Raw genomic sequence first — 23,612 nt, 5'->3', positions numbered from 1 at the left:
TCAATGCTCCCGGCTTTCGAAGTCGATGCGCGGATCGACAAAGGTGTAGGTGAGGTCGCCGATCAACTTCACCACCAGCCCCAGCAGGGTGAAGATGAACAGCGTGCCGAAGACCACCGGGTAGTCGCGGTTGATCGCCGCTTCGAAGCTCATCAGGCCGAGGCCGTCGAGGGAGAAGATCACCTCCACCAGCAACGAGCCGGTGAAGAAGATCCCGATGAAGGCCGACGGGAAACCGGCGATCACCAGCAGCATGGCGTTGCGGAACACATGGCCGTACAGCACGCGCTGATTGGTCAGGCCCTTGGCCTTGGCGGTGACCACGTACTGCTTGTTGATTTCGTCGAGGAAGCTGTTCTTGGTCAGCAGGGTCATGGTCGCGAAGTTGCCGATCACCAGGGCGGTCACCGGCAGCGCCAGGTGCCAGAAGTAGTCGAGTACCTTGCCGCTCATGCTCAGTTCATCGAAGTTGTTCGATGTGAGCCCGCGTAGCGGGAACCAGTCCAGATAGCTGCCACCGGCAAATACCACGATCAGCAGGATGGCGAACAGGAACGCCGGGATCGCGTAGCCGACGATGATCAACGAGCTGGTCCAGACGTCGAAGTGGCTGCCGTGCCGAGTGGCCTTGGCGATCCCCAGGGGGATCGACACCAGGTACATGATCAGGGTGCTCCACAGCCCGAGGGAGATCGACACCGGCAACTTTTCCTTGATCAGGTCGATGACCTTGGCATCGCGGAAGAAACTGTCGCCGAAATCCAGGGTGGCGTAGTTCTTGACCATGATCCACAAGCGTTCCGGCGCCGATTTGTCGAAGCCGTACATGTGTTCGATTTCCTTGATCAGCGCCGGGTCCAGGCCCTGGGCGCCGCGATAGGCGGAACCGGCCACCGACACTTCCGCGCCGCCACCGGCGATACGGCTGGTGGCGCCTTCGAAGCCTTCGAGCTTGGCGATCATCTGTTCCACCGGCCCGCCGGGAGCGGCCTGGATGATCACGAAGTTGATCAGCAAAATACCGAACAAGGTCGGGATGATCAGCAACAGTCGCCGAAAAATATACGCCAGCATCTGATTACTCCGTGCCCGCAGGGTCGGCTTGCAATTTGGTTTCGATCTCTATGGCCGGTTTGGCATCGGGCTTGACCCACCAGGTGGCGGTGCCGATGTCATATTTTGGGGAGACCTTCGGGTGACCGATGTGGTTCCAGTAAGCCACACGCCAGGTCTTGATGTGCCAGTTGGGAATCACGTAATAGCCCCATTGCAGCACCCGGTCCAGTGCGCGTGCATGAGCCACCAGGCTTTTGCGCGAATCGGCATTGATCAGTTGCTCGACCAACTGGTCCACCACCGGGTCCTTGAGGCCCATGGAGTTCCGGCTGCCGGGCTTGTCGGCGGCCGCGGTCATCCAGAATTCGCGCTGTTCGTTGCCCGGCGAGTTGGACTGCGGGAAGCTGCCGACGATCATGTCGAAGTCCCGCGAGCGCACGCGGTTGACGTATTGCGAGACGTCGACCCGGCGGATCACCAGCTCGATGCCCAGGTCGCTCAGGTTGCGCTTGAACGGCAGCAGTATGCGTTCGAATTCGGTCTGGGCCAGCAAAAATTCGATACTCACCGGTTTGCCGGTGGCGTCGACCATCTTGTCATCGACGATGCGCCAGCCGGCCTCTTGCAGCAGTTGATAGGCCTGGCGTTGCTGGGTGCGGATCATGCCGCTGCCATCGGTGGTCGGGTTCTCAAAGGTTTCGCAGAACACCTGTGGCGGCAGTTTGCTGCGAAACGGGTCGAGGATCGCCAGCTGATCGGCATCCGGCAGGCCGGTGGCGGCCATTTCCGAATTCTCGAAGTAACTGCGGGTGCGCGCGTAGGCGCCGTTGAACAACTGCTTGTTGGTCCATTCGAAGTCCAGCAACAAGGTCAGGGCCTGGCGTGCGCGCACGTCGTGGAACACCGGACGGCGCAGGTTGAAGACAAAGCCTTGCATGCCGGTGGGGTTGCCGTTGGGGATCTGTTCCTTGATCAGGCGGCCTTCGGTGACGGCCGGGATGTTGTAGGCGTTGGCCCAGTTCTTCGCGGTCATCTCCAGCCAGTAATCGAATTGCCCGGCCTTGAGGCCTTCCAGCGCGACGGTATTGTCGCGGTAGTAGTCGGTGGTCATGACATCGAAGTTGTAGAAGCCGCGGTTGATCGGCAGGTCCTTGCCCCAATAGTCCTTGACCCGCTCGTAGCGTACCGAACGTCCGGCCTTGACCTCGGTGACCTTGTACGGGCCGCTGCCCAGCGGAATCTCCAGGTTGCCCTTGTTGAAATCGCGAGTGGCCCACCAGTGTTTGGGTAGCACCGGCAATTGGCCGAGGATCAACGGCAGCTCGCGGTTATTGCTGTGCTTGAACTTGAACAGCACGGTCAGCGGATCTTCGGCAACCACGTCTTCGACGTCGTTGTAGTAGCCGCGGTACATCGGTGCGCCATCCTTGATCAGGGTCTGGAAGCTGAACACGACATCCTCGGCCCGCACCGGATGGCCGTCATTGAAGCGGGCTTCGGGCCGCAGGTAGAAGCGCACCCAGTCGTTGTTCGGGGCTTTTTCGATCTTGCCGGCAATCAGGCCATATTCGGTAAAGGGTTCATCCAGGCTCTGCCTGGCCAGGGTGTCGTAGATCAGATCGATATCGTTGGCCGATACCCCTTTGCTGATGAAGGGGTTGAGGCTGTCGAAACCACCGAAACCGGCCTGGCGGAAGATGCCGCCCTTGGGCGCGTCCGGGTTGACGTACTCGAAGTGTTTGAAGTCGGCCGGGTATTTTGGCGGCTCGTTGTACAGGGTCAGGGCATGTTGCGGGGCGGCACAGGCCCACCCTGCGAACAACAGGGCGCTGGCCTGCAACAGCAGGGCGCTGATGGGTTTCATCGATCTTTCTCCGAAGATTTCAGCCACCACGCACTCAGGTCCAGGGCATAGGGCGGCGTGGTGACGAAGGCGAGCCGGTTGCGGTAAGCCAGGCGGTGATAATTGAGGTACCAGTTGGGAATGATGTAGTGCTGCCACAGCAGCACCCGGTCGAGTGCCTTGCCGGCGGCGACTTGCTCATCGCGGGTCTTGGCCGCGAGCAATTGATCGAGCAGATGATCGACCACCGGGTTGGCGATGCCGGCGTAGTTCTTGCTGCCCTTGACCCCGACCTGACTGGAATGGAAGTACTGCCACTGTTCCAGACCGGGGCTGAGGGTCTGGTTGAGGGTCATCAGGATCATGTCGAAATCGAACTGGTCCAGGCGCTGTTTGTACTGGGCGCGATCGACCGTGCGCAGCCGTGCGTCGATGCCGATGCTCGCGAGATTCTCGACGTAGGGCTGAAGGATGCGTTCCAGGTTCGGATTGACCAGCAGTATTTCCAGGCGCAACGGCTGCCCTGCGGCGTTCTGCAGCCGCTGGCCGTTTAGCTTCCAGCCCGCCTCGGCGAGCAGGCTCAGTGCCTGGCGCATGGTGTCTCGGGGAATGCCGCGGCCCTGGGTCTGCGGCAGGCTGAACGGTTCGCTGAACAATCTGGCGGGCAACTGCTCGCGCCAGGGCTTGAGCAACAGCCATTCATGCCCGACCGGCAGACCCGTGGCAGAAAATTCACTGTTGGGGTAGTAGCTCATGGCGCGATTGTAGGCACCGCTGAACAGCGTGCGGTTAGTCCACTCGAAGTCGAACATCAGCCCCAGCGCCTCACGGACTTTGGTTTCGGACAGGGTGGGGCGCCGGCCGTTCATGAACAGCCCCTGAGTCTGGGTTGGGATTTGGTGCGGGATCTGCGCCTTGATCACATCGCCGCGACGTATCGCCGGAAAGTTGTAGCCGGTGGCCCAATTCTTCGCCTGATGCTCGATATAGATGTCGAACTCACCGGCCTTGAACGCTTCGAACGCCACGTCGCTGTCGCGGTAGAACTCGACTTGCATGCGATCGACATTGTACTTGCCGCGATTGACCGGGAGGTCTTTGCCCCAATAGTCCTTGACCCGTTCGAACACGATCTGCCGCCCCGGTGTGACCGAAGTAATGCGGTACGGCCCGCTGCCCAGCGGCGGCTCGAAGGTGGTGGCCTTGAAGTCGCGATCTTTCCAATAATGCTGCGGCAGCACCGGCAACTCACCCAGGCGCAGGATCAGCAAGGGATTGCCGGCACGCTTGAAGACGAAACGAATGCGCCGGGGATTGAGGATATCGACCCGCAACACTTCCTGCAGGTTGGTGCGGTATTGCGGATGACCTTCCTTGAGCAGCAGGCGGTAGGAGAACGCCACGTCGTAGGCGGTGATCGGCGCGCCATCGTGAAAGCGTGCTTCGGGGCGCAGATTGAACACCACCCAGCTGCGGTCCTCGCTGTACTCCACCGATTGGGCGATCAGGCCATAACTGGAGGTCGGCTCGTCCCCGGAGGGGGCGTACTGGCCGGTACCGACCATCAGCGGCTCGTTGAACTCGTTGATGCCATATTGCAGGAAATTCGGCGTGGCAACCGGGCTGGTGCCCTTGAAGGTATAAGGGTTGAGCGTATCGAACGTGCCAAACGCCATCACCCGCAACGTACCGCCCTTGGGCGCTTGCGGGTTGACCCAGTCGAAGTGGGTGAATCTGGCCGGGTACTTGAGCGTGCCGAACTGCGCATAACCATGACTTTCGCTGATCGTCGCGCTTGCGGTGGAGCTCAAGGCCAGGCTGATCAGGAGCGAGAGGAGGGGACGCTTCAAGTAGTGAATCCGATCCAGGCGGCTTGGGCTTTGTGGCCCGTACAGTAACAGCTTGTATGAACAGGAAAAAGACGGGGGGTTAATGCGGGGTTAATTGTGGGCGAAGCCGTTCTGCGCCTTCGCCACAAAAGCCAAAAAGGCTCTTGAGTCGCAGGCAAAAAAAGCCCCTGATAATCAGGGGCTTGTTTTTTTAGTGCGGATTGGAAACCGTCAGCATCTGCCCCGGCTTCAGCGCCTGGCCCATCTTCGGGTTCCAGCGCTTGAGGTGCTGCATTTCAACGTTGAAGCGCTTGGCCACGATGTACAGCGAGTCGCCTTGTTTGACCTTGTATTGGGTCTGTGGCTTTTTGGAATCGCCCTTGGTTTTGGCGTTGGCCGCCACCACGGTGTTGATGCGTCCCGAACCGCGTTTGCTGGTGTCCTGCATAACCAGTGTCTGGCCGGGTTTGAGGTTCTTGCCACTCAGCTTGTTCCAGCGCTGCAGGTCCTTGACGTCGACATTGTTGGCCTTGGCGATGGAGCCCAGGTTGTCGCCGCGCTTGACCCGGTAGTTGCGTTTGGCAACGGCCACCTGGGTCTCGTCCGCGCCGTCGAAGACCGGCTTGAGTTGCTTTTTGCTGATCAACTCTTCAGGACGCATGGTCTGCAGGCTGGTGGTCAGCAGTTGTGCCTTGGACGTTGGCACCAGCAAATGCTGGGGGCCGTCGATGGTGGTGCGTTGCTTGAAGGCCGGGTTGAGCTGGAACAGTTCGTCTTCGTCGATGTTGGCCACCGCCGCGACCTTGGACAGGTCCATGCGCTGGTTGATTTCGACGACCTGGAAATACGGTTCGTTGGCGATCGGGTTGAGGTTCACACCGTAGGCGTCAGGCGCCAGTACCACTTGCGACAATGCCAGCAGCTTCGGCACATAGGCCTGGGTTTCGGCGGGCAGCGGCAGGTTCCAGTAGTCGGTTGGCAGGCCGAGCTTTTCGTTGCGCTCGATGGCCCGGCTGACCGTGCCTTCACCGGCGTTGTAAGCGGCCAGGGCCAACAGCCAGTCGCCGTTGAACATGTCGTGCAGACGGGTCAGGTAATCCATTGCGGCGGTGGTCGAAGCGGTGATGTCGCGACGGCCATCATAGAAGCGGGTCTGACGCAGGTTGAAGTAACGTCCGGTGGATGGAATGAATTGCCACAAGCCAACCGCATTCGCCCGGGAATAGGCCATCGGGTTGTAGGCGCTTTCAATCACTGGCAGCAATGCCAGTTCCAGCGGCATGTTGCGTTCTTCAAGACGTTCGACGATGTAATGAATGTAGAGACTGCCGCGTTCGCCGGCGTTTTCGAGGAACGATGGATTGCTGGCGAACCACAGGCGCTGTTGCTCGATGCGCGGGTTGACGCCCAGACCGTCCTGCAGCTGGAAGCCCTGGCGCATGCGCTCCCAGACATCCTGCGGGATTTGCGGGCTCGGTTTTTCGCTGATCCAGATGGGCTTCTGCTTGGCACGCGCGGCAATATTCGGAGCATGCGTCGCATCGGTCTGCGGCGCATGGCTGGAACAGCCCGCCAATGTCGCGGACACAGCCACCGCTATGGCTTGCGCCAGACGGGTCAAAGCGTCCGAATTGATGGCTTTGCGAATAGATGACGACATTGGCTGGAAGTAAGTTCCGGGCAAAAATGTCGGGCGATTCTAGAAAGCGCACCCCTAACGGTCAACCATTCATGGTTTTCGTACCATCGTGCAAGCTGTTTAGAACGTGTCTTTCCAAGCCCTCAGTGTCGCAAAAACCATATCGGGCGCAGAGTTATCGGTGCCGGTCCGTTCGTCCGCTTTTTCTTTAACGGATGTTTCGCCTGCACGTAAAAAAGGATTTGTGCGCTTTTCCAGGGCTATCGTGGATGGCAGCGTGATGATCCCCGCTTCCCGTTGACGGGTGACAGTGTCCAGGCGTTCGAGGGTGTCCGGATTGCCCGGTTCGACGGCCGCGGCGAAGCGCAGATTGCTCAGGGTGTATTCATGGGTGCAGTACACCTTGGTGTCTTCGGGAAGCGCGGCAAGGCGCGACAGCGAGGTGTACATTTGTTGAGGCGTGCCTTCGAACAGGCGTCCGCAACCCGCCGCGAAAAGGGTATCGCCACAGAACAGCAGGCCGGGGTGATAATAGGCAATGTGCCCCAGGGTATGACCGGGGACGGCAATGATCTCGAAGTCATGGCCCAGCACATTGACGCGATCGTTATCCTTGAGCGCGATGTCCCCCCCCGGGATGCGTTCGCTGGCCGGGCCGTAGACGTTGGCGTCCGTCGCTTTCTTCAGCTGATCGACGCCGCCGACATGGTCATGATGATGGTGAGTGATCAAAATATCGCTCAACACCCAGCCCGGATTAGCTGTGAGCCAGGCCTGAACCGGCGCGGCATCGCCCGGGTCGACCACCGCGCAGCGCCGGGTGCTGGGGTCTTGTAACAACCAGATGTAGTTGTCGGTAAAGGCGGGCAGGGCACTGATCTGTATCATCGTCGGATTCGCCAAGCGGAAAACAATGGCGCATCTTAGAACTTCCTGGCGCGTTGGAGAATGCAATGACCGATAAAGCGTTCGCTCAAGCCGATCCTGACTGGCTGGCATTGATCAGCGCCGCCCGTGAGTGGCTCTCCGGTCCACTCGGGCAGTTTTTACTGGATGAAGAACGGCGCATGCTCGAAGAAGAGCTTGGCCGTTTTTTCGGCGGTTACCTGGTGCATTACGGTCCCTCGGCCCAGACGCCACCGTCGGCGCCACAGGTGCAGCGCAATGTGCGCCTGGGGGCGCCGTTGCCGGGGGTCGAAATAGTCTGCGAGGAACAAGCCTGGCCGTTGAGCGAGCATGCCGCCGATGTGGTGGTGTTGCAGCACGGGCTGGATTTCTGCCTGTCGCCCCATGGTTTGCTGCGGGAAGCGGCGAGCAGCGTGCGGCCCGGCGGTCATCTGGTCATCATCGGGATCAACCCCTGGAGCAGCTGGGGCCTGCGTCATGTGTTTGCTCACGATGCCTTGCGCAAGGCGCGCTGCATTTCTCCGTCGCGGGTGGCCGACTGGCTGAATCTGCTGGGCTTCGCGCTGGAGAAACGCCGCTTCGGGTGCTATCGTCCGCCGCTTGCTTCGCCCGCCTGGCAGACCCGTCTGGCCGGTTGGGAGCGCAAGGCCGGTGATTGGCAATTGTCCGGTGGCGGCTTCTATTTATTGGTGGCGCGCAAGATCGTGGTGGGCCTGCGGCCGGTCCGTCAGGAACGCCGCGAACCGATGGGCAAGCTGATTCCATTGCCGATGGCCAAGGTCAACCGCCGCCGCATCGAACCGTAATACCTACTTTATTTTTCCGGCCGGGGTTGCCCCCGGTCTCGGGCGTTGTCGATCACCAATCGGCGAGCCACCGCATTTTCTGGATAGATTGGCATGAGCGATAGCGTAGAACTGTTCACCGATGGCGCCTGCAAAGGCAACCCCGGTCCTGGCGGCTGGGGTGCGTTGCTGGTGTGCAAGGGCGTTGAAAAGGAACTCTGGGGCGGCGAAGCCAACACCACCAACAACCGCATGGAGCTGATGGGCGCGATCCGCGGCCTGGAAGAACTCAAGCGTCCCTGCGACGTACTGCTGGTGACCGACTCCCAGTATGTGATGAAAGGCATCAACGAGTGGATGGCCAACTGGAAAAAGCGCGGCTGGAAAACCGCCGCGAAAGAACCGGTGAAAAACGCCGACCTGTGGAAGATGCTCGACGAGCAGGTCAACCGCCACAACGTCACCTGGAAATGGGTGCGCGGGCACATCGGCCACCACGGCAACGAGCGCGCCGACCAACTGGCCAACCGGGGCGTGGATGAAGTGCGCGGGTTCAAGCAGGCCTGAACGACCGAGTCGCGGCCTTCGCGAGCCTGCTCGCGAATGGGTGCACACGGTCTATCTGAAAGACCCCGGCGAGCGTGTTAACATCGCCGCTTTTGCAAGAATGACCCGTTGAGAGCTGAGCACTGATGGCCACCAGATCCGTTGTACTCGATACCGAAACCACCGGCATGCCGGTGACCGACGGCCACCGGATTATCGAAATCGGTTGTGTCGAGTTGATCGGTCGGCGCCTGACGGGCCGGCATTTTCACGTTTACCTGCAACCGGACCGCGAAAGTGATGAAGGCGCCATCGGCGTCCACGGCATCACCAACGAGTTTCTGGTGGGCAAACCGCGTTTTGCCGAGGTGGCTGAAGAATTCTTCGAGTTCATCAAAGGCGCACAGCTGATCATCCACAACGCGGCGTTCGACGTTGGCTTCATCAACAACGAATTTGCCTTGATGGGTCAGCACGACCGTGCGGACATCACGCAACACTGCTCGATCCTCGACACCCTGATGATGGCCCGGGAGCGTCACCCGGGGCAGCGCAACAGCCTCGACGCCCTGTGCAAACGCTATGGCGTCGACAACTCCGGTCGTGAACTGCACGGCGCCTTGCTCGACTCCGAGATTCTTGCCGACGTTTACCTGACCATGACCGGCGGCCAGACCAGCCTGTCCCTGGCCGGTAATGCGTCCGATGGCAACGGTTCCGGTGAGGGCGCGGACAACTCGGCCACTGAAATTCGTCGACTGCCGGCCGACCGCAAACGGACCCGTATCATTCACGCCAGTGAAGACGACCTGGCCCGGCACGCGGCGCGTCTGGAGATCATCAGCAAATCAGCGGGTGGGCCGGCGTTGTGGTTGCAATTGGCCGAGGCTGAAGCGCAGGCGTAAGTTTATCGATCGTGATAAAACGTTGACCCATTTTGGGGCATCGCACTCGCCACATCCGCTTCAACCCTCTACCCTGAGGTGATTGGCAGGCTCTGGCCTGCCGCCTCAGGACACTGAGCCTCATGTATAAAGATCTGAAATTCCCGGTGCTGATCGTCCATCGCGACATCAAGGCCGATACCGTCGCAGGCGATCGTGTGCGGGGCATCGCCCGGGAGCTGGAGCAGGAAGGTTTCAGTATCGTCTCGGCGATGGATTACGCCGAAGGGCGCCTGGTTGCTTCGACGCATCACGGCCTCTCGTGCATGTTGATCGCGGCGGAAGACGCCAGCGCCCACTCGCATTTATTACAAAATATGGCTGAATTGATCGGACTGGCGCGAGTGCGTGCGCCCGACTTGCCGATCTTCGCCCTGGGCGAGCAAGTGACCCTGGAAAACGCACCCGCCGACGCCATGGCCGAGCTCAATCAACTGCGCGGGATTCTCTATCTGTTCGAAGACACCGTGCCATTTCTCGCGCGGCAGGTGGCGCGGGCGGCGCGCAAGTATCTGGATGGGCTGCTGCCGCCGTTCTTCAAGGCGCTGGTGCAGCACACCGCCGATTCCAATTATTCCTGGCACACCCCCGGTCACGGCGGGGGCGTGGCGTATCACAAGAGTCCGGTGGGGCAGGCGTTTCATCAGTTCTTCGGTGAAAACACCCTGCGTTCGGATTTGTCGGTCTCGGTGCCCGAGCTCGGTTCGCTGCTGGATCACACCGGGCCGCTGGCAGAAGCCGAGGCCCGGGCGGCGCGCAACTTCGGCGCCGATCACACCTTCTTCGTGATCAACGGCACCTCGACCGCCAACAAGATCGTCTGGCACTCCATGGTGGCCCGCGATGATCTGGTGTTGGTGGACCGCAACTGCCACAAATCAGTGCTGCACTCGATCATCATGACCGGCGCCATCCCTTTGTACCTGTGCCCGGAGCGCAATGAGCTGGGGATCATCGGCCCGATTCCGTTGAGCGAGTTCAGCCCGCAATCGATTCGGGCCAAGATTGACGCCAGCCCGCTGACCAAGGGCCGGGCGCCCAAGGTCAAACTGGCGGTGGTGACCAATTCGACCTACGACGGCCTCTGCTACAACGCCGAACTGATCAAGCAGCAATTGGGCAACAGTGTCGAGGTGCTGCACTTCGACGAGGCCTGGTATGCCTATGCGGCCTTCCACGAGTTTTTCGCCGGACGTTACGGCATGGGCACCTCCCGCAGCCATGATGGTCCGCTGGTGTTCACCACCCATTCCACTCACAAGCTGCTGGCGGCGTTCAGTCAAGCGTCGATGATTCACGTACAGGACGGCGGTGCCCGGCAGCTTGACCGTGATCGCTTCAACGAAGCGTTCATGATGCACATCTCAACGTCGCCGCAATACGGGATCATCGCTTCGCTGGATGTCGCCTCGGCGATGATGGAGGGTGGGGCCGGGCGTTCGCTGTTGCAGGAAATGTTCGACGAAGCCCTGAGCTTTCGCCGGGCGCTGGCCAATTTGCGACAGCACATCGCAGCGGACGACTGGTGGTTTTCCATCTGGCAGCCGCCTTCGGTAGAGGGCATCGACCAGATTGCGACCGAGGACTGGCTGCTGCAACCGACGGCTGACTGGCACGGCTTTGGCGACGTGACCGACGATTACGTATTGCTCGACCCGATCAAGGTCACGCTGGTGATGCCGGGCCTGACCGCGGGCGGTGCACTGAGCGAGCGCGGGATTCCGGCGGCGGTCGTCAGCAAGTTCCTCTGGGAGCGCGGGCTTGTAGTGGAAAAGACCGGGTTGTATTCGTTTCTGGTGCTGTTCTCCATGGGCATCACCAAGGGCAAATGGAGCACGCTGCTCACCGAACTGCTGGAGTTCAAGCGCAGTTACGACGCCAATGTCAGTTTGGCGACCTGCCTGCCGTGCGTGGCGCAACAAAATGTCGCGCGCTATCAGGGCATGGGCCTTCGCGACCTGTGCGACCAGTTGCACACCTGCTATCGCAGCAATGCCACGGCCAAACATCTCAAACGCATGTACACGGTGCTGCCGGAAGTCGCGATGAAGCCGGCTGATGCCTATGATCAATTGGTGCGTGGCGAAGTCGAGGCGGTGTCGATCGATGCTCTGGATGGGCGCATCGCCGCCGTGATGCTGGTGCCGTACCCGCCGGGCATTCCGTTGATCATGCCCGGTGAGCGCTTTACCGAGTCGACCCGTTCGATCATCGACTACCTGGCGTTTGCCCGCACGTTCGACAGCAGTTTTCCGGGGTTCGTCGCCGATGTGCACGGCTTGCAACACGAAGATGAGGGCAATGGACGGCACTACACCGTCGATTGCATCAAGGAATGAGGACCTTTCCGAGTATGCAACCTGTCATGAATCCAAATCACCCGGGGTTGTCGGTGCGCGTCGCCGACGACGGCTTTGCCGCCTACATCTGGGGCAGTGATTTCAGTTTTGAAGTGGCTGCCTACGGTGCACCGGAAATAGGCCGGTCGGTGGAAGAATGGTCGGTCACACCGATTACGCCTTATCGCAAATGCTATGGCATCGATCCTGAAGAATTCAGCAGTTTTCGTGACGCCGCCGACAGTGCAATCTTCATGGCCTTCCTGGATGACGAGCCGGTGGGGCATTTGGTGATCAGTACCAATTGGAATGGTTTCGCCCATATCGACGAACTGGCGGTGCATGCTCCGGCGCGACGCCACGGCGTGGCCAAGGCATTGCTGGACGTGGCGCAGTTCTGGAGTCGCAAGAAGAAACTGCCGGGCATCATGCTGGAAACCCAGAACAATAACCTCGGCGCGTGCCGCTTGTATGAACGTTGCGGCTATGTGATCGGCGGCATCGATCATTTGCGCTATCGGGGCATCGACCCCAATACCGCCGAGGTGGCGCTGTTCTGGTATCGAATGTTCGATAACCCGCTGGAAAACCCGATCAGCTCCCCAGCATCGCCGCGGCTTGTTCCGTGATGATGTCCAACAGAGCCTGAACGGCCGGCGAGGGTTCGCCGTTTTTCAGCGTCAGGGCGTAGACACTGACCGGCACCGCGGGTGCCAGTGGACAGGCGTCGAGCCCGGTGGATTTGGCGCCGAGGGCCGTGAAGGGGTCGACGATCGCCAGACCTTCTCCGGCCTCGACCATGCTGCGCATCATCTGATGCGTCTGGACCCGGGTCTGAATCACCGGCGCCGGGTGCAAGGCGTGCAGCTTGTGCTCCAGGGCCGGGCTGAGTGGATCATGGCCTTCGAGACCGACCATTGCTTGCCCGGCCAGATCCTGCACTGAAATGTACTTCTGTTTCGGTTGCAACCAGCCGTGGGGGGCGAGCAGTTGCAGCTTGCCTTGGGCGATCGCCTGGCAATGAATCTCGGCGCGATCGGGATCATGCAGGCTCAGGCCCAGATCGCTTTCACGCAGCAACAGGCTTCTGACGATGTCGCGGGTGGGTTGGCTCAGGAGGGTGCAGGGCGCGTCGGGCAAGCGTCGACGCAGGGCCGCGATGCTCTGCGGCAACAATTGCTGGGCCAGGGGCGGGGTGCAGATGATGCGCAGCGGCGGGGCCAGGTATTGCCGCAGGCTGTTGGCCAGGCGCTGCACGGGTTCGAGCGCATCGTAGACGTGGGCGATTTCCACCTGCAGCTCCCGCGCTTCACGGGTGGCCTGCAAACGCCCGCGTACGCTGGAGAACAGCATGAAACCCAACTGATCCTCGGCCTCGCGCAAAATGCGCTCGACCTCGGTCACCGGCAATTGCAGCCATTCGGCGGCGGTGCCCAGGTGACCGGTCTGCAGGAGTGCCTGGATCACTTCGATATGGCGTAAACGCATGCGTGAAGTCCATGTTCAGCAGGTGAAGGAGTCAGTGACTGAATCCTAACCCAAGTCCAAGCATATGACTTCTGCTCATAACGCCAAGTTATGAAGCGACAATCGATTCCGGTTCGCGGGTCAGGGTTACGCCCGTTTGCACCAACTGAAACTCGTTGTCATCGAGTTTGTTGACGCGATCGCCAATTGCCAGTTTGTACGTGGTGACAGGCGCGCCGTCTGCCGACGGTGTGGAGTCCTGGAACTCATGCACGGAATAAATGCGGCCTTCCGCGTCTCTTGCATGGAACTGACCGACGAGTACTGCTGCCATCTGCTTAGAACCTCTGGAGATAAAACGCTTGATTTGCGGCTGTGTAGACCGCCACCGAGCACGGTAAGTTTTCCTGCGTAAAAAAAATAATCAGGACGTGGATATACCTGTGTTCACTGGTTGAACCGCCGCCTGATCATCTATAACTACTGGCTCCTCCCACGGACTATCGAGAGTCTTCCATGAGTAATGTCTATACCGTCGCCGTAGTGGTCGGCAGCCTGCGCAAAGCATCGATCAACCGCAAGGTTGCCCTCGCGCTGGCGGAACTGGCGCCGGCCAACCTGAAGCTGAATATTGTCGAGATCGGCGATCTGCCGCTCTACAACGAGGACATTGACGGCGATTCACCGCCGGCAGCCTACAGCACTTTCCGACAACAAGTGAGTTCATCCGACGCAGTGCTGTTCGTCACCCCGGAATACAACCGCTCGGTGCCAGCCCCAATGAAGAACGCCATTGACGTGGGTTCACGCCCTTACGGCAAGAGTGCCTGGAGCGGCAAACCGGGTGCGGTATTCAGTGCTTCGCCGGGTGCGATTGGCGGATTTGGGGCGAACCATCACTTGCGCCAGTCCATGGTGTTTCTCAATGTACCGATGATGCAGCAACCTGAATCTTATCTGGGTGGCGCCGACTCGGCGTTCGACGAGGCGGGCCATCCGTCCGAGTCGGTCCGGCCGTTTCTGCAAAAATTCATCGACTCTTATGCGAAATGGGTCGAACAGCACAAGAAAGCCTGACAACCCCGTGTAGGAGCAGCCGGTCGATGCTCGATTGCTCGCGATGGCGTCGTGTCAGTCAACGTTGATTTGCCTGACACTCCGTCTTCGCGAGCAAGTTAAGGCTCTGTTTTTTTCGGAAGGTGACGGCGGTTGGGTGGCCTGTCATCCTGTTTACTCATTTGTTCCAAGGCTGCCTTGAATGCTTGTCGCGTCACTGATTTTCCTGTTGACCATTACCTTGGTGATCTGGCAACCCAAAGGCCTCGGCGTTGGCTGGAGTGCGGTGTTCGGCGCGGTGCTGGCGCTGATTTTCGGCGTGGTGCACCTGGGTGACATCCCGGTGGTGTGGCAGATCATCTGGAATGCCACCGGCACCTTTATCGCGCTGATCATTATCAGCCTGTTGCTGGACGAGGCCGGGTTGTTTGCCTGGGCAGCGCTGCATGTGGCCCGCTGGGGGCGAGGCAACGGGCGCAAGTTGTTCGCTTACATGGTGCTGCTCGGGGCGCTGGTCTCGGCGTTGTTCGCCAACGATGGCGCGGCGCTGATTCTCACGCCCATCGTGATCTCCATGCTCCTGGCGTTGCGTTTTTCCCCGGCGGCGACCCTGGCGTTTGTCATGGGCGCCGGTTTCATCGCCGATACCGCGAGCCTGCCGCTGGTGGTGTCGAACCTGGTGAACATCGTTTCCGCGGACTTCTTCGACATCGGTTTCAATCGCTACGCGGCGGTGATGATCCCGGTCAACCTGGTGAGCGTTGCCGCGACGCTTGCCATGCTGATGTGGTTTTTTCGTCGTGACATTCCACGGGATTATGACCCTGAGCAACTGGAGCATCCCGCGTCCGCCATCCACGACAAAGCCACGTTTTATGCCGGATGGGCGGTGCTGGCCATCCTGTTGCTCGGCTGTTTTGCGCTGGAGCCGCTGGGCATTCCGATCAGCGCGATTTCGGCAGTGTGTGCCGCACTGTTGCTGGCCATCGCTGCCCGCGGCCACAAGATCTCCACGCGCAAAGTGATGAAGGAAGCGCCGTGGCAGATCGTGATTTTCTCGTTGGGCATGTACCTGGTGGTCTACGGCCTGCGTAACGCCGGGCTCACCGGGTTCCTGGCGGGGTGGCTGAACGGTTTCGCCGAATACGGAGTGTGGGGCGCAGCCATGGGCACCGGCGTGCTGACGGCGCTGTTGTCTTCGATCATGAACAATTTGCCGACGGTGCTGATCGGCCTGTTATCCATCGATGCCAGTCAGGCGACGGGGATGGTGAAGGAGGCAATGATCTACGCCAACGTCATCGGTAGCGACCTGGGACCGAAAATCACCCCGATCGGCAGCCTGGCGACGCTGTTGTGGTTGCATGTGCTGGAGCGCAAGAGTATCCGGATCGGCTGGGGGTATTACTTCAAGGTCGGGATTGTGTTGACGGTGCCGGTGTTGTTGGCGACGTTGGCGGCTTTGGCTTTGCGGTTATCCCACTAGACCGAATCGGCCTCATCGCGGGCAAGCCCGCTCCCACAGGATCACACTAATCCTTGTGGGAGCGGGCTTGCCCGCGATGAGGCCAGACCAATCACTACATAAAAATCAACCCTGGCCCGGCACGTTAGGCCAAAGATCCGCCACCAGAAACAACCGCTCGGCTTCTTCCCAGTCGCCATTGGCATTTTCCGTCAACCGCACCAACAACTGCGCCGGTGCTACGGGCGACAACTCACTCAACCACGCCTGCAATTGCCCGTTACTCCAGGTCTGTTCGGCAGGGTAATGCGCCGGCGCCAGCCAGGCATGGCGGGGCAGGGGTTGCCAGCGACCGGTTGGGCTTTGCCCGATAAATTCGGGCCAATCCTTCTGATGCAGCCAGCGACCGCGCAAATGCTGTGGGTGTGCACCGCCCGGAGGCACCGCTGGGCCCGGCCATGGATACAGCAAGTAGCCGCCCAGCCACAAATGTGCGCTGAATTGCCGGATATCCAGCGCCGCCAGGACTTCGCGGCTCTCCGGCCGGGCGGAAATCGGTAGCTGATGCTGGCTCAGGTGCGTCAGTTTGCGATCCAGTCGATCGTGGCATCCGGGTCCGAGCCACTGAGCGGTGTCGCGTCCATCCCCATTCTGCGGGCCAAGATAGAGCTTGATCGCTAGTTCCAGGTGATGCACGCCGTCGCGATCGCGCAGCAGCATGTCCAGCTCGCCCAGGGTGTGGCCTTCACGGCGGATCGGCATGTTGGCGGCAATCAGTTCGATACCTGGTGCATGTTCGACGGCAAATTGCCAGAGACGCTCGTAGTACAGGCCCAGGCGCCGGGTGCGGGCCTGGGACAACCAGTGCAGCAAACCGTAGCTGTCCTGGTCCAGTCGACGCAGCCAGTGTTCCAGGCGATCCGGCGCCTGTACCCAGTCGCTGCCGGCCAGCGGATGACGCTGCGGCCACGGCGTGTCGGCGAGCATCGGCGGCGCCAGGATGACCCACGCCAGGTCGCGCACTTCGGGGTGGTGCAACCGGTGGGGTAACTGCAACAAATCTGGAAATAGGATCATCTTGCGAGCATAGCCTCAAACAGGAGTACACCCTTGTCGCTGAAAGGATTTTGTCTATCCCGAGCTTTCGCCCATAATCGTGCTTTTCGCCGTCGCAGAGCTTAGGGACCCCATGGAGCAATTTCGTAATATTGGCATCATCGGACGTCTCGGCAGTTCGCAGGTACTCGATACCGTCCGCCGACTGAAACGGTTTCTGCTCGATCGTCACCTGCACGTGATCCTCGAAGACACCATCGCCGAAGTCCTGCCGGGGCACGGTCTGCAAACCTCGTCGCGCAAGATGCTCGGCGAAGTGTGTGACATGGTGATTGTGGTCGGCGGTGACGGCAGCCTGCTCGGCGCCGCCCGGGCGCTGGCCAAACACAATATCCCGGTGCTGGGGATTAACCGGGGCAGCCTGGGTTTCCTGACCGATATCCGTCCCGATGAGCTGGAAGTCAAGGTCGCCGAGGTACTCGACGGCCACTACCTGGTGGAAAACCGCTTCCTGCTGCAGGCCGAAGTCCGTCGCCATGCCGAGGCCATCGGCCAGGGCGATGCGCTGAACGACGTGGTGCTGCACCCCGGCAAATCGACGCGGATGATCGAGTTCGAGCTGTACATTGACGGCCAGTTCGTCTGCAGCCAGAAGGCCGACGGCCTGATCGTCGCCACGCCCACCGGTTCGACCGCCTATGCGCTGTCGGCGGGTGGACCGATCATGCACCCCAAGCTCGACGCCATTGTAATTGTGCCGATGTACCCCCATACCTTGTCGGGCAGACCGATTGTGGTCGATGGCAACAGTGAGCTGAAAATCGTCGTGTCCAAGGATATGCAGATTTACCCGCAAGTCTCGTGTGACGGGCAGAACCACTTTACCTGTGCGCCCGGCGACACCATCACCGTCAGCAAGAAAGCCCAGAAGTTGCGGCTGATCCACCCGCTCGACCACAACTACTATGAAGTCTGCCGGACCAAGCTCGGCTGGGGCAGCAAGTTGGGTGGTGGAGGCGACTGATGCTCGATCCCGCGCGTAGCTACGACCTGATCGGTGACGTGCACGGTTGCGCTCTGACCCTTGAGCATTTGCTCGACCGGCTCGGTTATCACAAACAAGGTGGCGTCTGGCGCCATCCTTCGCGCATGGCGGTGTTCGTCGGCGACATCATCGACCGCGGCCCGCGGATTCGCGAGGCGCTGCACATCGTCCACGACATGGTCGAGGCCGGTCAGGCGTTGTGCATCATGGGCAACCATGAATTCAACGCCCTGGGCTGGGTCACGCCGGCACTGCCCGGCAGTGGCAAGCAGTTCGTCCGTGAGCACACGCCGCGCCACGCCCGATTGCTGAATGAAACCCTGACCCAGTTCGAACATCATCCGGGTGACTGGCATGACTTCCAGCAATGGTTCTATGAGCTGCCGCTGTTCGTCGACGCCGGACGCTTCCGGGTGGTGCATGCCTGTTGGGACGCCGGCCTGATCGAACCGCTGCGGGCGCTGTTTCCCGATGGGTGCGTCGATGAACACTTCCTGCAGGCGTCGGCCATGCCGGGCAGTTTCGCCTGCACCGTGTTCGACCGCCTGCTGCGCGGCACCGACATGCGCCTGCCCCATGGCCTGACCATGACCAGCGGCGATGGCCTGACCCGATCGTTCTTCCGCACCAAATTCTGGGAGGACGACCCGCAGACCTATGGCGACATCGTGTTCCAGCCCGATGCGCTGCCCGACCCGGTGGCGCAAACGCCGCTGTCGTCCAGTGAAAAGAACAACCTGCTGCGTTACGGCATCGACGAGCCGTTGCTGTTCGTCGGCCACTACTGGCGCAGCGGCAAACCCGCGCCGATCCGCCCGAACCTGGCGTGCCTGGATTACAGCGCCGTGCTCTACGGCAAGCTGGTCGCCTATCGGCTGGATCAGGAAACACGGCTCGATCCGCATAAATTTGTCTGGGTCGATGTCGAGCGGCCAGAGGTTTTGCAATGAAAGAGAGGTCGCAATGAGTGCTGTGGCGGTATTGCGTCTGCCGCTGGCGGTGGACCTCAGCGGTTTCGTCAAATTGTTGCAGCGCATGCAGGTGCCGCACCGGGTCAGCGAAGAGGCGGGCGAGCAGGTGTTGTGGGTGCCGGACAACATCAGCGAAGACGTGCGCGCCTTGTATGAGCGGTTTCCAGAGGGCGATCCCGATCAGCAACTGGATGTTCCAGTGGCACAAACCGTTCGCCGTCCGGGTTTCGTCGAGCAGCTCCGCTACGCGAAAGCCACTGCGCTGGTCTTGCTGTTGAGCCTGCTGGTCGGCGCGCTGACGATGCTGGGCGACAACCTGAATACGATGCACTGGCTGACCTTCCTCGATTTCCGCATTGTCGGCGAGTACATCCACTTCACGCCTTTGGCCGACAGCCTGGCGGCGGGGCAGTGGTGGCGACTGGTCACGCCGATGCTGATCCACTTCGGCATCCTGCACCTGGCGATGAACGGCATGTGGTACTGGGAGCTGGGACGGCGCATCGAGTCGCGCCAGGGCAGCGTCAACCTGATCGGCCTGACCTTGCTCTTCAGCCTTGTATCCAATTACACCCAATTTCTTTTCAGCGGCCCGAGCCTGTTCGGCGGGTTGTCCGGGGTGCTGTACGGCCTGCTCGGGCACTGCTGGATTTTCCAGCTGTTGTCGCCGAACGCCGCTTATCGCCTGCCTCGCGGGGTACTGGTGATGATGCTGGTCTGGTTGCTGCTGTGCCTGTCGGGGCTGGTCTCGATGATCGGCTTCGGTGAAATCGCCAACGCGGCCCATGTCAGCGGGTTGCTCGTCGGATGCTTGACTGGTTTGTTGGGCGGTTTGTACAACCGCCGTAAACTGGCCGTCTGAAACAGTCTTGTAAGTAGAGAACGCGGAGACCCAATGTCCTCTTTTAACGAAATGATCAAGAACATCACCCCGGACATCTACCAGAGCCTGAAGCTGGCGGTGGAAATCGGTAAATGGTCCGACGGTGGCAAGCTCACCACCGAGCAACGCGAATTGTCGCTGCAAGCGATGATCGCCTGGGAAATCCAGAACCTGCCCGAGGAAGAGCGCACTGGCTACATGGGCCCGCAGGAATGTGCGTCGAAGTCGATCGAAGTGCCGAATATCCTGTTCAAATCGGATGCCATCCATTGATCGAGATTGGCCGCGGTGCAATCAGTAAAATGTCGGCGCGCCTGGACGGGCCGAACGTGCAATACGCATTTCGCCTGGGCGACGTCGAGGTTCCGGTCAATCCGTTGATCGGCACCACGGTGCGCCTGGAATACTTGGGTGCGATCCATTGCATCCATTGCGGACGCAAGACCAAAACCAGTTTCAGCCAGGGCTACTGCTACCCGTGCATGACCAAACTGGCCCAGTGTGACGTGTGCATCATGAGCCCGGAACGCTGCCATTTCGACGCCGGTACTTGCCGGGAGCCGGAGTGGGGCCAGACATTCTGCATGACCGATCACATTGTCTACCTGTCGAATTCGTCCGGGGTGAAAGTGGGGATTACCCGCGCCACCCAGTTGCCAACCCGCTGGATCGATCAGGGCGCCAGCCAGGCGTTGCCGATCGTGCGCGTCGCGACCCGCCAGCAATCCGGTTTCGTCGAAGACCTGTTCCGCAGTCAGGTCGCCGACAAGACCAACTGGCGCGCCTTGCTCAAGGGCGATGCGGTTTCGGTGGATCTGGCCGGAGTGCGCGACCACTTGTTCGACAGCTGCGCCGAAGGCCTGCAAGGATTGCAGGAACGATTTGGCCTGCAGGCGATCCAGACGATCAGCGATGTCGAACCGCTTGAAATCCGTTTTCCGGTGGAGCAATACCCGGCCAAGATCGTCAGCTTCAACCTGGACAAGAACCCGATTGCCGAAGGCACGCTGCTGGGGATCAAGGGGCAATACCTGATTTTCGATACCGGCGTGATCAACATTCGTAAGTACACGGCCTATCAGCTCGCCGTGCATCAGTAAGGATTCCAGCATGCGCACCGAACAACCGAAGATGATCTACCTCAAGGACTATCAGGCGCCCGAGTACCTGATCGACGAAACACACCTGACCTTCGAGTTGTTCGAGGACCACAGCCTGGTCCATGCGCAACTGGTGATGCGCCGCAATCCCGAGCGTGGCCCGGGCCTGCCGCCGCTGGTGCTGGACGGTCAACAACTCGACCTGCTGTCGGTGACCCTGGCCGACCGCGAACTGACGCCTGCCGACTACCAGTTGACCGAGAACCATCTGACGCTGCATCCGACCAGCACCACGTTCACGGTCGACACCAGCGTGCGCATTCACCCGGAAACCAACACTGCGCTGGAAGGCCTGTACAAGTCCGGCACGATGTTCTGCACCCAGTGCGAAGCCGAAGGTTTCCGCAAGATCACTTATTACCTTGACCGTCCGGACGTGATGAGTACGTTCACGACAACCGTGGTTGCCGAGCAACACAGCTATCCGGTGCTGCTGTCCAACGGCAACCCGATCGCCAGCGGTCCCGGCGAAGACGGCCGGCACTGGGCGACCTGGGAAGACCCGTTCAAGAAACCGGCGTACCTGTTTGCGCTGGTGGCCGGTGATTTGTGGTGTGTCGAAGACACCTTCACCACCATGACCGAGCGCACCGTGGCGCTGCGCATCTATGTCGAGCCGGAAAATATCGACAAATGCCAGCACGCCATGAACAGCCTGAAGAAATCCATGCGCTGGGACGAAGAAGTCTACGGTCGCGAGTATGACCTGGACATCTTCATGATCGTCGCGGTCAACGACTTCAACATGGGTGCGATGGAGAACAAGGGCCTCAACATCTTCAACTCCAGCGCCGTGCTGGCGAAGGCCGAAACCGCCACCGACGCCGCGCACCAGCGGGTCGAAGCCATCGTGGCCCACGAATACTTCCACAACTGGTCGGGCAACCGCGTGACCTGCCGCGACTGGTTCCAGCTGTCGCTCAAGGAAGGCTTCACCGTATTCCGCGATTCGCATTTCTCCGCCGACATGAACTCGGCCACGGTCAAGCGCATCCAGGACGTGGCCTACCTGCGCACCCACCAGTTTGCTGAAGATGCCGGCCCCATGGCCCACGCGGTACGTCCGGACAGCTTCATCGAGATTTCCAACTTCTACACCCTGACCGTGTACGAAAAGGGTTCGGAAGTGGTCGGCATGATCCACACCTTGCTTGGCGCCGAAGGCTTCCGTAAAGGCAGCGACCTGTACTTCGAACGCCACGATGGCCAGGCCGTAACCTGCGATGACTTCATCAAGGCCATGGAAGATGCCAATGGTGTCGACCTGAGCCAATTCAAGCGCTGGTACAGCCAGGCCGGTACGCCACGCCTTGCGGTCAGCGAGTCTTACGATGCTGTGGCGAAAACCTACAGCCTGACTTTCCGCCAGAGCTGCCCGCAAACCCCGGACAAGGTGGAAAAACTGCCGTTCGTGATCCCGGTTGAATTGGGCCTGCTGGACAGCAAGGGCGCCGAAATTGCCCTGCGCCTTGCCGGTGAAGCGCCGGCGCAAGGTACTTCTCGGGTCATTTCGGTGACCGAAGCCGAACAGACCTTCACCTTCGTCGACATCGCCGAACAGCCACTGCCGTCGTTGCTGCGCGGCTTCTCCGCGCCGGTGAAACTGAGCTTCCCGTACAACCGCGATCAGCTGATGTTCCTGATGCAGCACGACAGCGACGGATTCAATCGCTGGGATGCCGGCCAGCAATTGTCGGTGCAGGTGCTGCAAGAACTGATCGCCCAGCAACAAAAAGGCGAAGCGCTGGTCCTCGATCAGCGTCTGGTTTCGGCCTTGCGCACCGTGCTGTCCGATGAGTCGCTGGATCAAGCGATGGTCGCCGAAATGCTCTCGCTGCCAAGCGAAGCGTACCTGACTGAAATCAGCGACGTGGCGGATGTCGAAGCCATTCACATCGCTCGCGAATTTGCCCGCAAGCAACTGGCCGACGCGCTGTTCGAAGGCTTGTGGCTGCGTTATCAGGCCAACCGCGACCTGTCCAAGCAAACCCCGTATGTGGCCGAGGCTGAACACTTCGCCCGCCGTGCGTTGCAGAACATTGCGCTGTCGTACCTGATGCTTAGCGGCAAACCGGAAGTCCTGGCCGCGACGCTGGAGCAGTTCGATGCGTGCGACAACATGACCGAGCGTTTGACCGCACTGGCCGTGCTGGTCAACTCGCCGTTCGAAGAGCAGAAAGCCAAGGCGCTGGCCAGCTTCGCCGCGCACTTCAGTGACAACCCGCTGGTCATGGATCAGTGGTTCAGCGTCCAGGCCGGTAGTGTGTTGCCGGGTGGACTGGAGCGGGTTCGTCAGTTGATGGAGCATCCGGCGTTCAACATCAAGAATCCGAACAAGGTGCGGGCGCTGATCGGTGCGTTTGCCGGGCAGAACCTGATCAACTTCCATGCGGCGGATGGTTCCGGGTATCGCTTTTTGGCGGATCTGGTGATCGAGCTGAACGGGTTCAATCCGCAGATCGCTTCTCGGCAGTTAGCGCCTTTGACGCGGTGGCGCAAGTATGACGGTGCTCGCCAGGCGTTGATGAAAGGGGAACTGGAGCGGATTCGGGCTTCGGGGCAACTGTCTAGTGATGTGTTTGAGGTGGTCAGCAAGAGCCTGGCTTGATTGGGTTATCTCTC

21 protein-coding genes are annotated in these 23,612 nt (G+C 60.3%); 13 read left to right on the top strand and 8 right to left on the bottom strand.

The window, feature by feature from the left end:
• From FFS64_RS12165 to gloB, 5 genes are all read right to left on the bottom strand, one after another.
• Positions 1–1,074 (bottom strand): microcin C ABC transporter permease YejB, encoded by a 1,074-nt coding sequence (locus tag FFS64_RS12165; RefSeq protein WP_137805579.1) that lies wholly within the window; start codon positions 1,072–1,074, stop codon positions 1–3.
• 4 nt (positions 1,075–1,078) lie between these two features.
• The gene (locus tag FFS64_RS12160) at positions 1,079–2,920 is read right to left on the bottom strand and encodes an extracellular solute-binding protein (RefSeq protein ID WP_137805578.1); all 1,842 of its coding nucleotides are present in this window, start codon (positions 2,918–2,920) and stop codon (positions 1,079–1,081) included.
• A complete protein-coding gene (locus FFS64_RS12155; RefSeq protein ID WP_372242171.1) occupies positions 2,917–4,725 on the bottom strand; it encodes an extracellular solute-binding protein in 1,809 nt (602 codons plus the stop codon). Before FFS64_RS12155 ends, FFS64_RS12160 begins: the two co-directional genes overlap by 4 nt.
• Positions 4,726–4,939: 214 nt before the next feature.
• Positions 4,940–6,388 (bottom strand): transglycosylase SLT domain-containing protein, encoded by a 1,449-nt coding sequence (locus FFS64_RS12150; RefSeq protein WP_137805576.1) that lies wholly within the window; start codon positions 6,386–6,388, stop codon positions 4,940–4,942.
• Between the two features lie 99 nt (positions 6,389–6,487).
• On the bottom strand, positions 6,488–7,255 hold the full coding sequence (gene gloB, locus FFS64_RS12145; protein ID WP_137805643.1) for a hydroxyacylglutathione hydrolase: 768 nt from the start codon (positions 7,253–7,255) through the stop codon (positions 6,488–6,490).
• Positions 7,256–7,320: 65 nt separating this feature from the next.
• On the opposite strand from gloB, the gene FFS64_RS12140 reads away from it, so the two are divergent.
• The 5 genes from FFS64_RS12140 to FFS64_RS12120 all read left to right on the top strand — a co-directional run bounded on the left by FFS64_RS12140 (position 7,321) and on the right by FFS64_RS12120 (position 12,516).
• Positions 7,321–8,079, top strand: coding sequence for a class I SAM-dependent methyltransferase (locus FFS64_RS12140; RefSeq protein ID WP_137805575.1), 759 nt, complete (start codon positions 7,321–7,323; stop codon positions 8,077–8,079).
• Between the two features lie 93 nt (positions 8,080–8,172).
• A complete protein-coding gene (gene rnhA / locus FFS64_RS12135) occupies positions 8,173–8,625 on the top strand; it encodes a ribonuclease HI (RefSeq protein ID WP_095194944.1) in 453 nt (150 codons plus the stop codon).
• A gap of 125 nt (positions 8,626–8,750) precedes the next feature.
• Entirely contained in the window at positions 8,751–9,509 is a 759-nt protein-coding gene (gene dnaQ / locus FFS64_RS12130) for a DNA polymerase III subunit epsilon (protein ID WP_095194943.1), read from the top strand.
• Positions 9,510–9,631: 122 nt separating this feature from the next.
• Positions 9,632–11,887 carry an Orn/Lys/Arg decarboxylase N-terminal domain-containing protein gene (locus FFS64_RS12125; protein ID WP_137805574.1) on the top strand — a complete coding sequence of 752 codons (2,256 nt, stop codon included), beginning with the start codon at positions 9,632–9,634 and terminating at the stop codon, positions 11,885–11,887.
• Between the two features lie 14 nt (positions 11,888–11,901).
• A complete protein-coding gene (locus tag FFS64_RS12120) occupies positions 11,902–12,516 on the top strand; it encodes a GNAT family N-acetyltransferase (RefSeq protein WP_137805573.1) in 615 nt (204 codons plus the stop codon).
• On the opposite strand, the gene FFS64_RS12115 is transcribed toward FFS64_RS12120, so the two are convergent.
• On the bottom strand, positions 12,482–13,375 hold the full coding sequence (locus FFS64_RS12115) for a LysR substrate-binding domain-containing protein (protein ID WP_137805572.1): 894 nt from the start codon (positions 13,373–13,375) through the stop codon (positions 12,482–12,484). The two genes, FFS64_RS12120 and FFS64_RS12115, sit on opposite strands and share 35 nt — an antisense overlap.
• Before the next feature lie 88 nt (positions 13,376–13,463).
• A complete protein-coding gene (locus FFS64_RS12110; protein WP_095194939.1) occupies positions 13,464–13,688 on the bottom strand; it encodes a hypothetical protein in 225 nt (74 codons plus the stop codon).
• A 182-nt stretch (positions 13,689–13,870) separates the two neighbouring features.
• On the opposite strand from FFS64_RS12110, the gene FFS64_RS12105 reads away from it, so the two are divergent.
• Together FFS64_RS12105 and FFS64_RS12100 are read left to right on the top strand one after the other, a co-directional pair.
• A complete protein-coding gene (locus FFS64_RS12105; protein WP_137805571.1) occupies positions 13,871–14,431 on the top strand; it encodes an NADPH-dependent FMN reductase in 561 nt (186 codons plus the stop codon).
• Positions 14,432–14,612: 181 nt separating this feature from the next.
• The gene (locus tag FFS64_RS12100; protein WP_137805570.1) at positions 14,613–15,896 is read left to right on the top strand and encodes an arsenic transporter; all 1,284 of its coding nucleotides are present in this window, start codon (positions 14,613–14,615) and stop codon (positions 15,894–15,896) included.
• 105 nt (positions 15,897–16,001) lie between these two features.
• On the opposite strand, the gene FFS64_RS12095 is transcribed toward FFS64_RS12100, so the two are convergent.
• Positions 16,002–16,952 (bottom strand): DUF1853 family protein, encoded by a 951-nt coding sequence (locus FFS64_RS12095; protein ID WP_137805569.1) that lies wholly within the window; start codon positions 16,950–16,952, stop codon positions 16,002–16,004.
• 112 nt (positions 16,953–17,064) lie between these two features.
• Between FFS64_RS12095 and FFS64_RS12090 the strand changes: the two genes are divergently transcribed.
• Genes FFS64_RS12090 through pepN form a run of 6 tightly spaced genes read left to right on the top strand, consistent with a single transcriptional unit; the run spans position 17,065 to position 23,598 of the window.
• Complete coding sequence (locus FFS64_RS12090) at positions 17,065–17,955, top strand: NAD(+) kinase (RefSeq protein ID WP_034146463.1); 891 nt, start codon at positions 17,065–17,067, stop codon at positions 17,953–17,955.
• Positions 17,952–18,926 (top strand): metallophosphoesterase, encoded by a 975-nt coding sequence (locus FFS64_RS12085; protein ID WP_371917526.1) that lies wholly within the window; start codon positions 17,952–17,954, stop codon positions 18,924–18,926. The genes FFS64_RS12090 and FFS64_RS12085 overlap by 4 nt, the downstream gene beginning before the upstream one ends.
• Before the next feature lie 13 nt (positions 18,927–18,939).
• A complete protein-coding gene (locus FFS64_RS12080; protein ID WP_095194933.1) occupies positions 18,940–19,809 on the top strand; it encodes a rhomboid family intramembrane serine protease in 870 nt (289 codons plus the stop codon).
• Between the two features lie 33 nt (positions 19,810–19,842).
• Entirely contained in the window at positions 19,843–20,103 is a 261-nt protein-coding gene (locus FFS64_RS12075; RefSeq protein ID WP_095194932.1) for a YeaC family protein, read from the top strand.
• Positions 20,100–20,930 carry a DUF2797 domain-containing protein gene (locus FFS64_RS12070; protein ID WP_137805568.1) on the top strand — a complete coding sequence of 277 codons (831 nt, stop codon included), beginning with the start codon at positions 20,100–20,102 and terminating at the stop codon, positions 20,928–20,930. Before FFS64_RS12075 ends, FFS64_RS12070 begins: the two co-directional genes overlap by 4 nt.
• 10 nt (positions 20,931–20,940) lie before the next feature.
• Complete coding sequence (gene pepN / locus FFS64_RS12065; RefSeq protein WP_137805567.1) at positions 20,941–23,598, top strand: aminopeptidase N; 2,658 nt, start codon at positions 20,941–20,943, stop codon at positions 23,596–23,598.
• Positions 23,599–23,612 lie beyond the last annotated feature (14 nt).

The organism is Pseudomonas sp. G(2018) (assembly GCF_005502415.1).
Taxonomy (GTDB): Bacteria; Pseudomonadota; Gammaproteobacteria; order Pseudomonadales; family Pseudomonadaceae; genus Aquipseudomonas.
This window is presented reverse-complemented; position numbering and strand designations above follow the sequence as displayed.

Bases quoted from the DNA above. Each gene is read 5' to 3' on its own strand.
- FFS64_RS12165 (WP_137805579.1), bottom strand. From the start codon at position 1,074: ATGCTGGCGTATATTTTTCGGCGACTGTTGCTGATCATCCCGACCTTG.
- FFS64_RS12160 (WP_137805578.1), bottom strand. From the start codon at position 2,920: ATGAAACCCATCAGCGCCCTGCTGTTGCAGGCCAGCGCCCTGTTGTTC.
- FFS64_RS12150 (WP_137805576.1), bottom strand. From the start codon at position 6,388: ATGTCGTCATCTATTCGCAAAGCCATCAATTCGGACGCTTTGACCCGT.
- gloB (WP_137805643.1), bottom strand. From the start codon at position 7,255: ATGATACAGATCAGTGCCCTGCCCGCCTTTACCGACAACTACATCTGG.
- FFS64_RS12140 (WP_137805575.1), top strand. From the start codon at position 7,321: ATGACCGATAAAGCGTTCGCTCAAGCCGATCCTGACTGGCTGGCATTG.
- rnhA (WP_095194944.1), top strand. From the start codon at position 8,173: ATGAGCGATAGCGTAGAACTGTTCACCGATGGCGCCTGCAAAGGCAAC.
- dnaQ (WP_095194943.1), top strand. From the start codon at position 8,751: ATGGCCACCAGATCCGTTGTACTCGATACCGAAACCACCGGCATGCCG.
- FFS64_RS12125 (WP_137805574.1), top strand. From the start codon at position 9,632: ATGTATAAAGATCTGAAATTCCCGGTGCTGATCGTCCATCGCGACATC.
- FFS64_RS12120 (WP_137805573.1), top strand. From the start codon at position 11,902: ATGCAACCTGTCATGAATCCAAATCACCCGGGGTTGTCGGTGCGCGTC.
- FFS64_RS12115 (WP_137805572.1), bottom strand. From the start codon at position 13,375: ATGCGTTTACGCCATATCGAAGTGATCCAGGCACTCCTGCAGACCGGT.
- FFS64_RS12110 (WP_095194939.1), bottom strand. From the start codon at position 13,688: ATGGCAGCAGTACTCGTCGGTCAGTTCCATGCAAGAGACGCGGAAGGC.
- FFS64_RS12105 (WP_137805571.1), top strand. From the start codon at position 13,871: ATGAGTAATGTCTATACCGTCGCCGTAGTGGTCGGCAGCCTGCGCAAA.
- FFS64_RS12100 (WP_137805570.1), top strand. From the start codon at position 14,613: ATGCTTGTCGCGTCACTGATTTTCCTGTTGACCATTACCTTGGTGATC.
- FFS64_RS12095 (WP_137805569.1), bottom strand. From the start codon at position 16,952: ATGATCCTATTTCCAGATTTGTTGCAGTTACCCCACCGGTTGCACCAC.
- FFS64_RS12090 (WP_034146463.1), top strand. From the start codon at position 17,065: ATGGAGCAATTTCGTAATATTGGCATCATCGGACGTCTCGGCAGTTCG.
- FFS64_RS12080 (WP_095194933.1), top strand. From the start codon at position 18,940: ATGAGTGCTGTGGCGGTATTGCGTCTGCCGCTGGCGGTGGACCTCAGC.
- FFS64_RS12075 (WP_095194932.1), top strand. From the start codon at position 19,843: ATGTCCTCTTTTAACGAAATGATCAAGAACATCACCCCGGACATCTAC.
- pepN (WP_137805567.1), top strand. From the start codon at position 20,941: ATGCGCACCGAACAACCGAAGATGATCTACCTCAAGGACTATCAGGCG.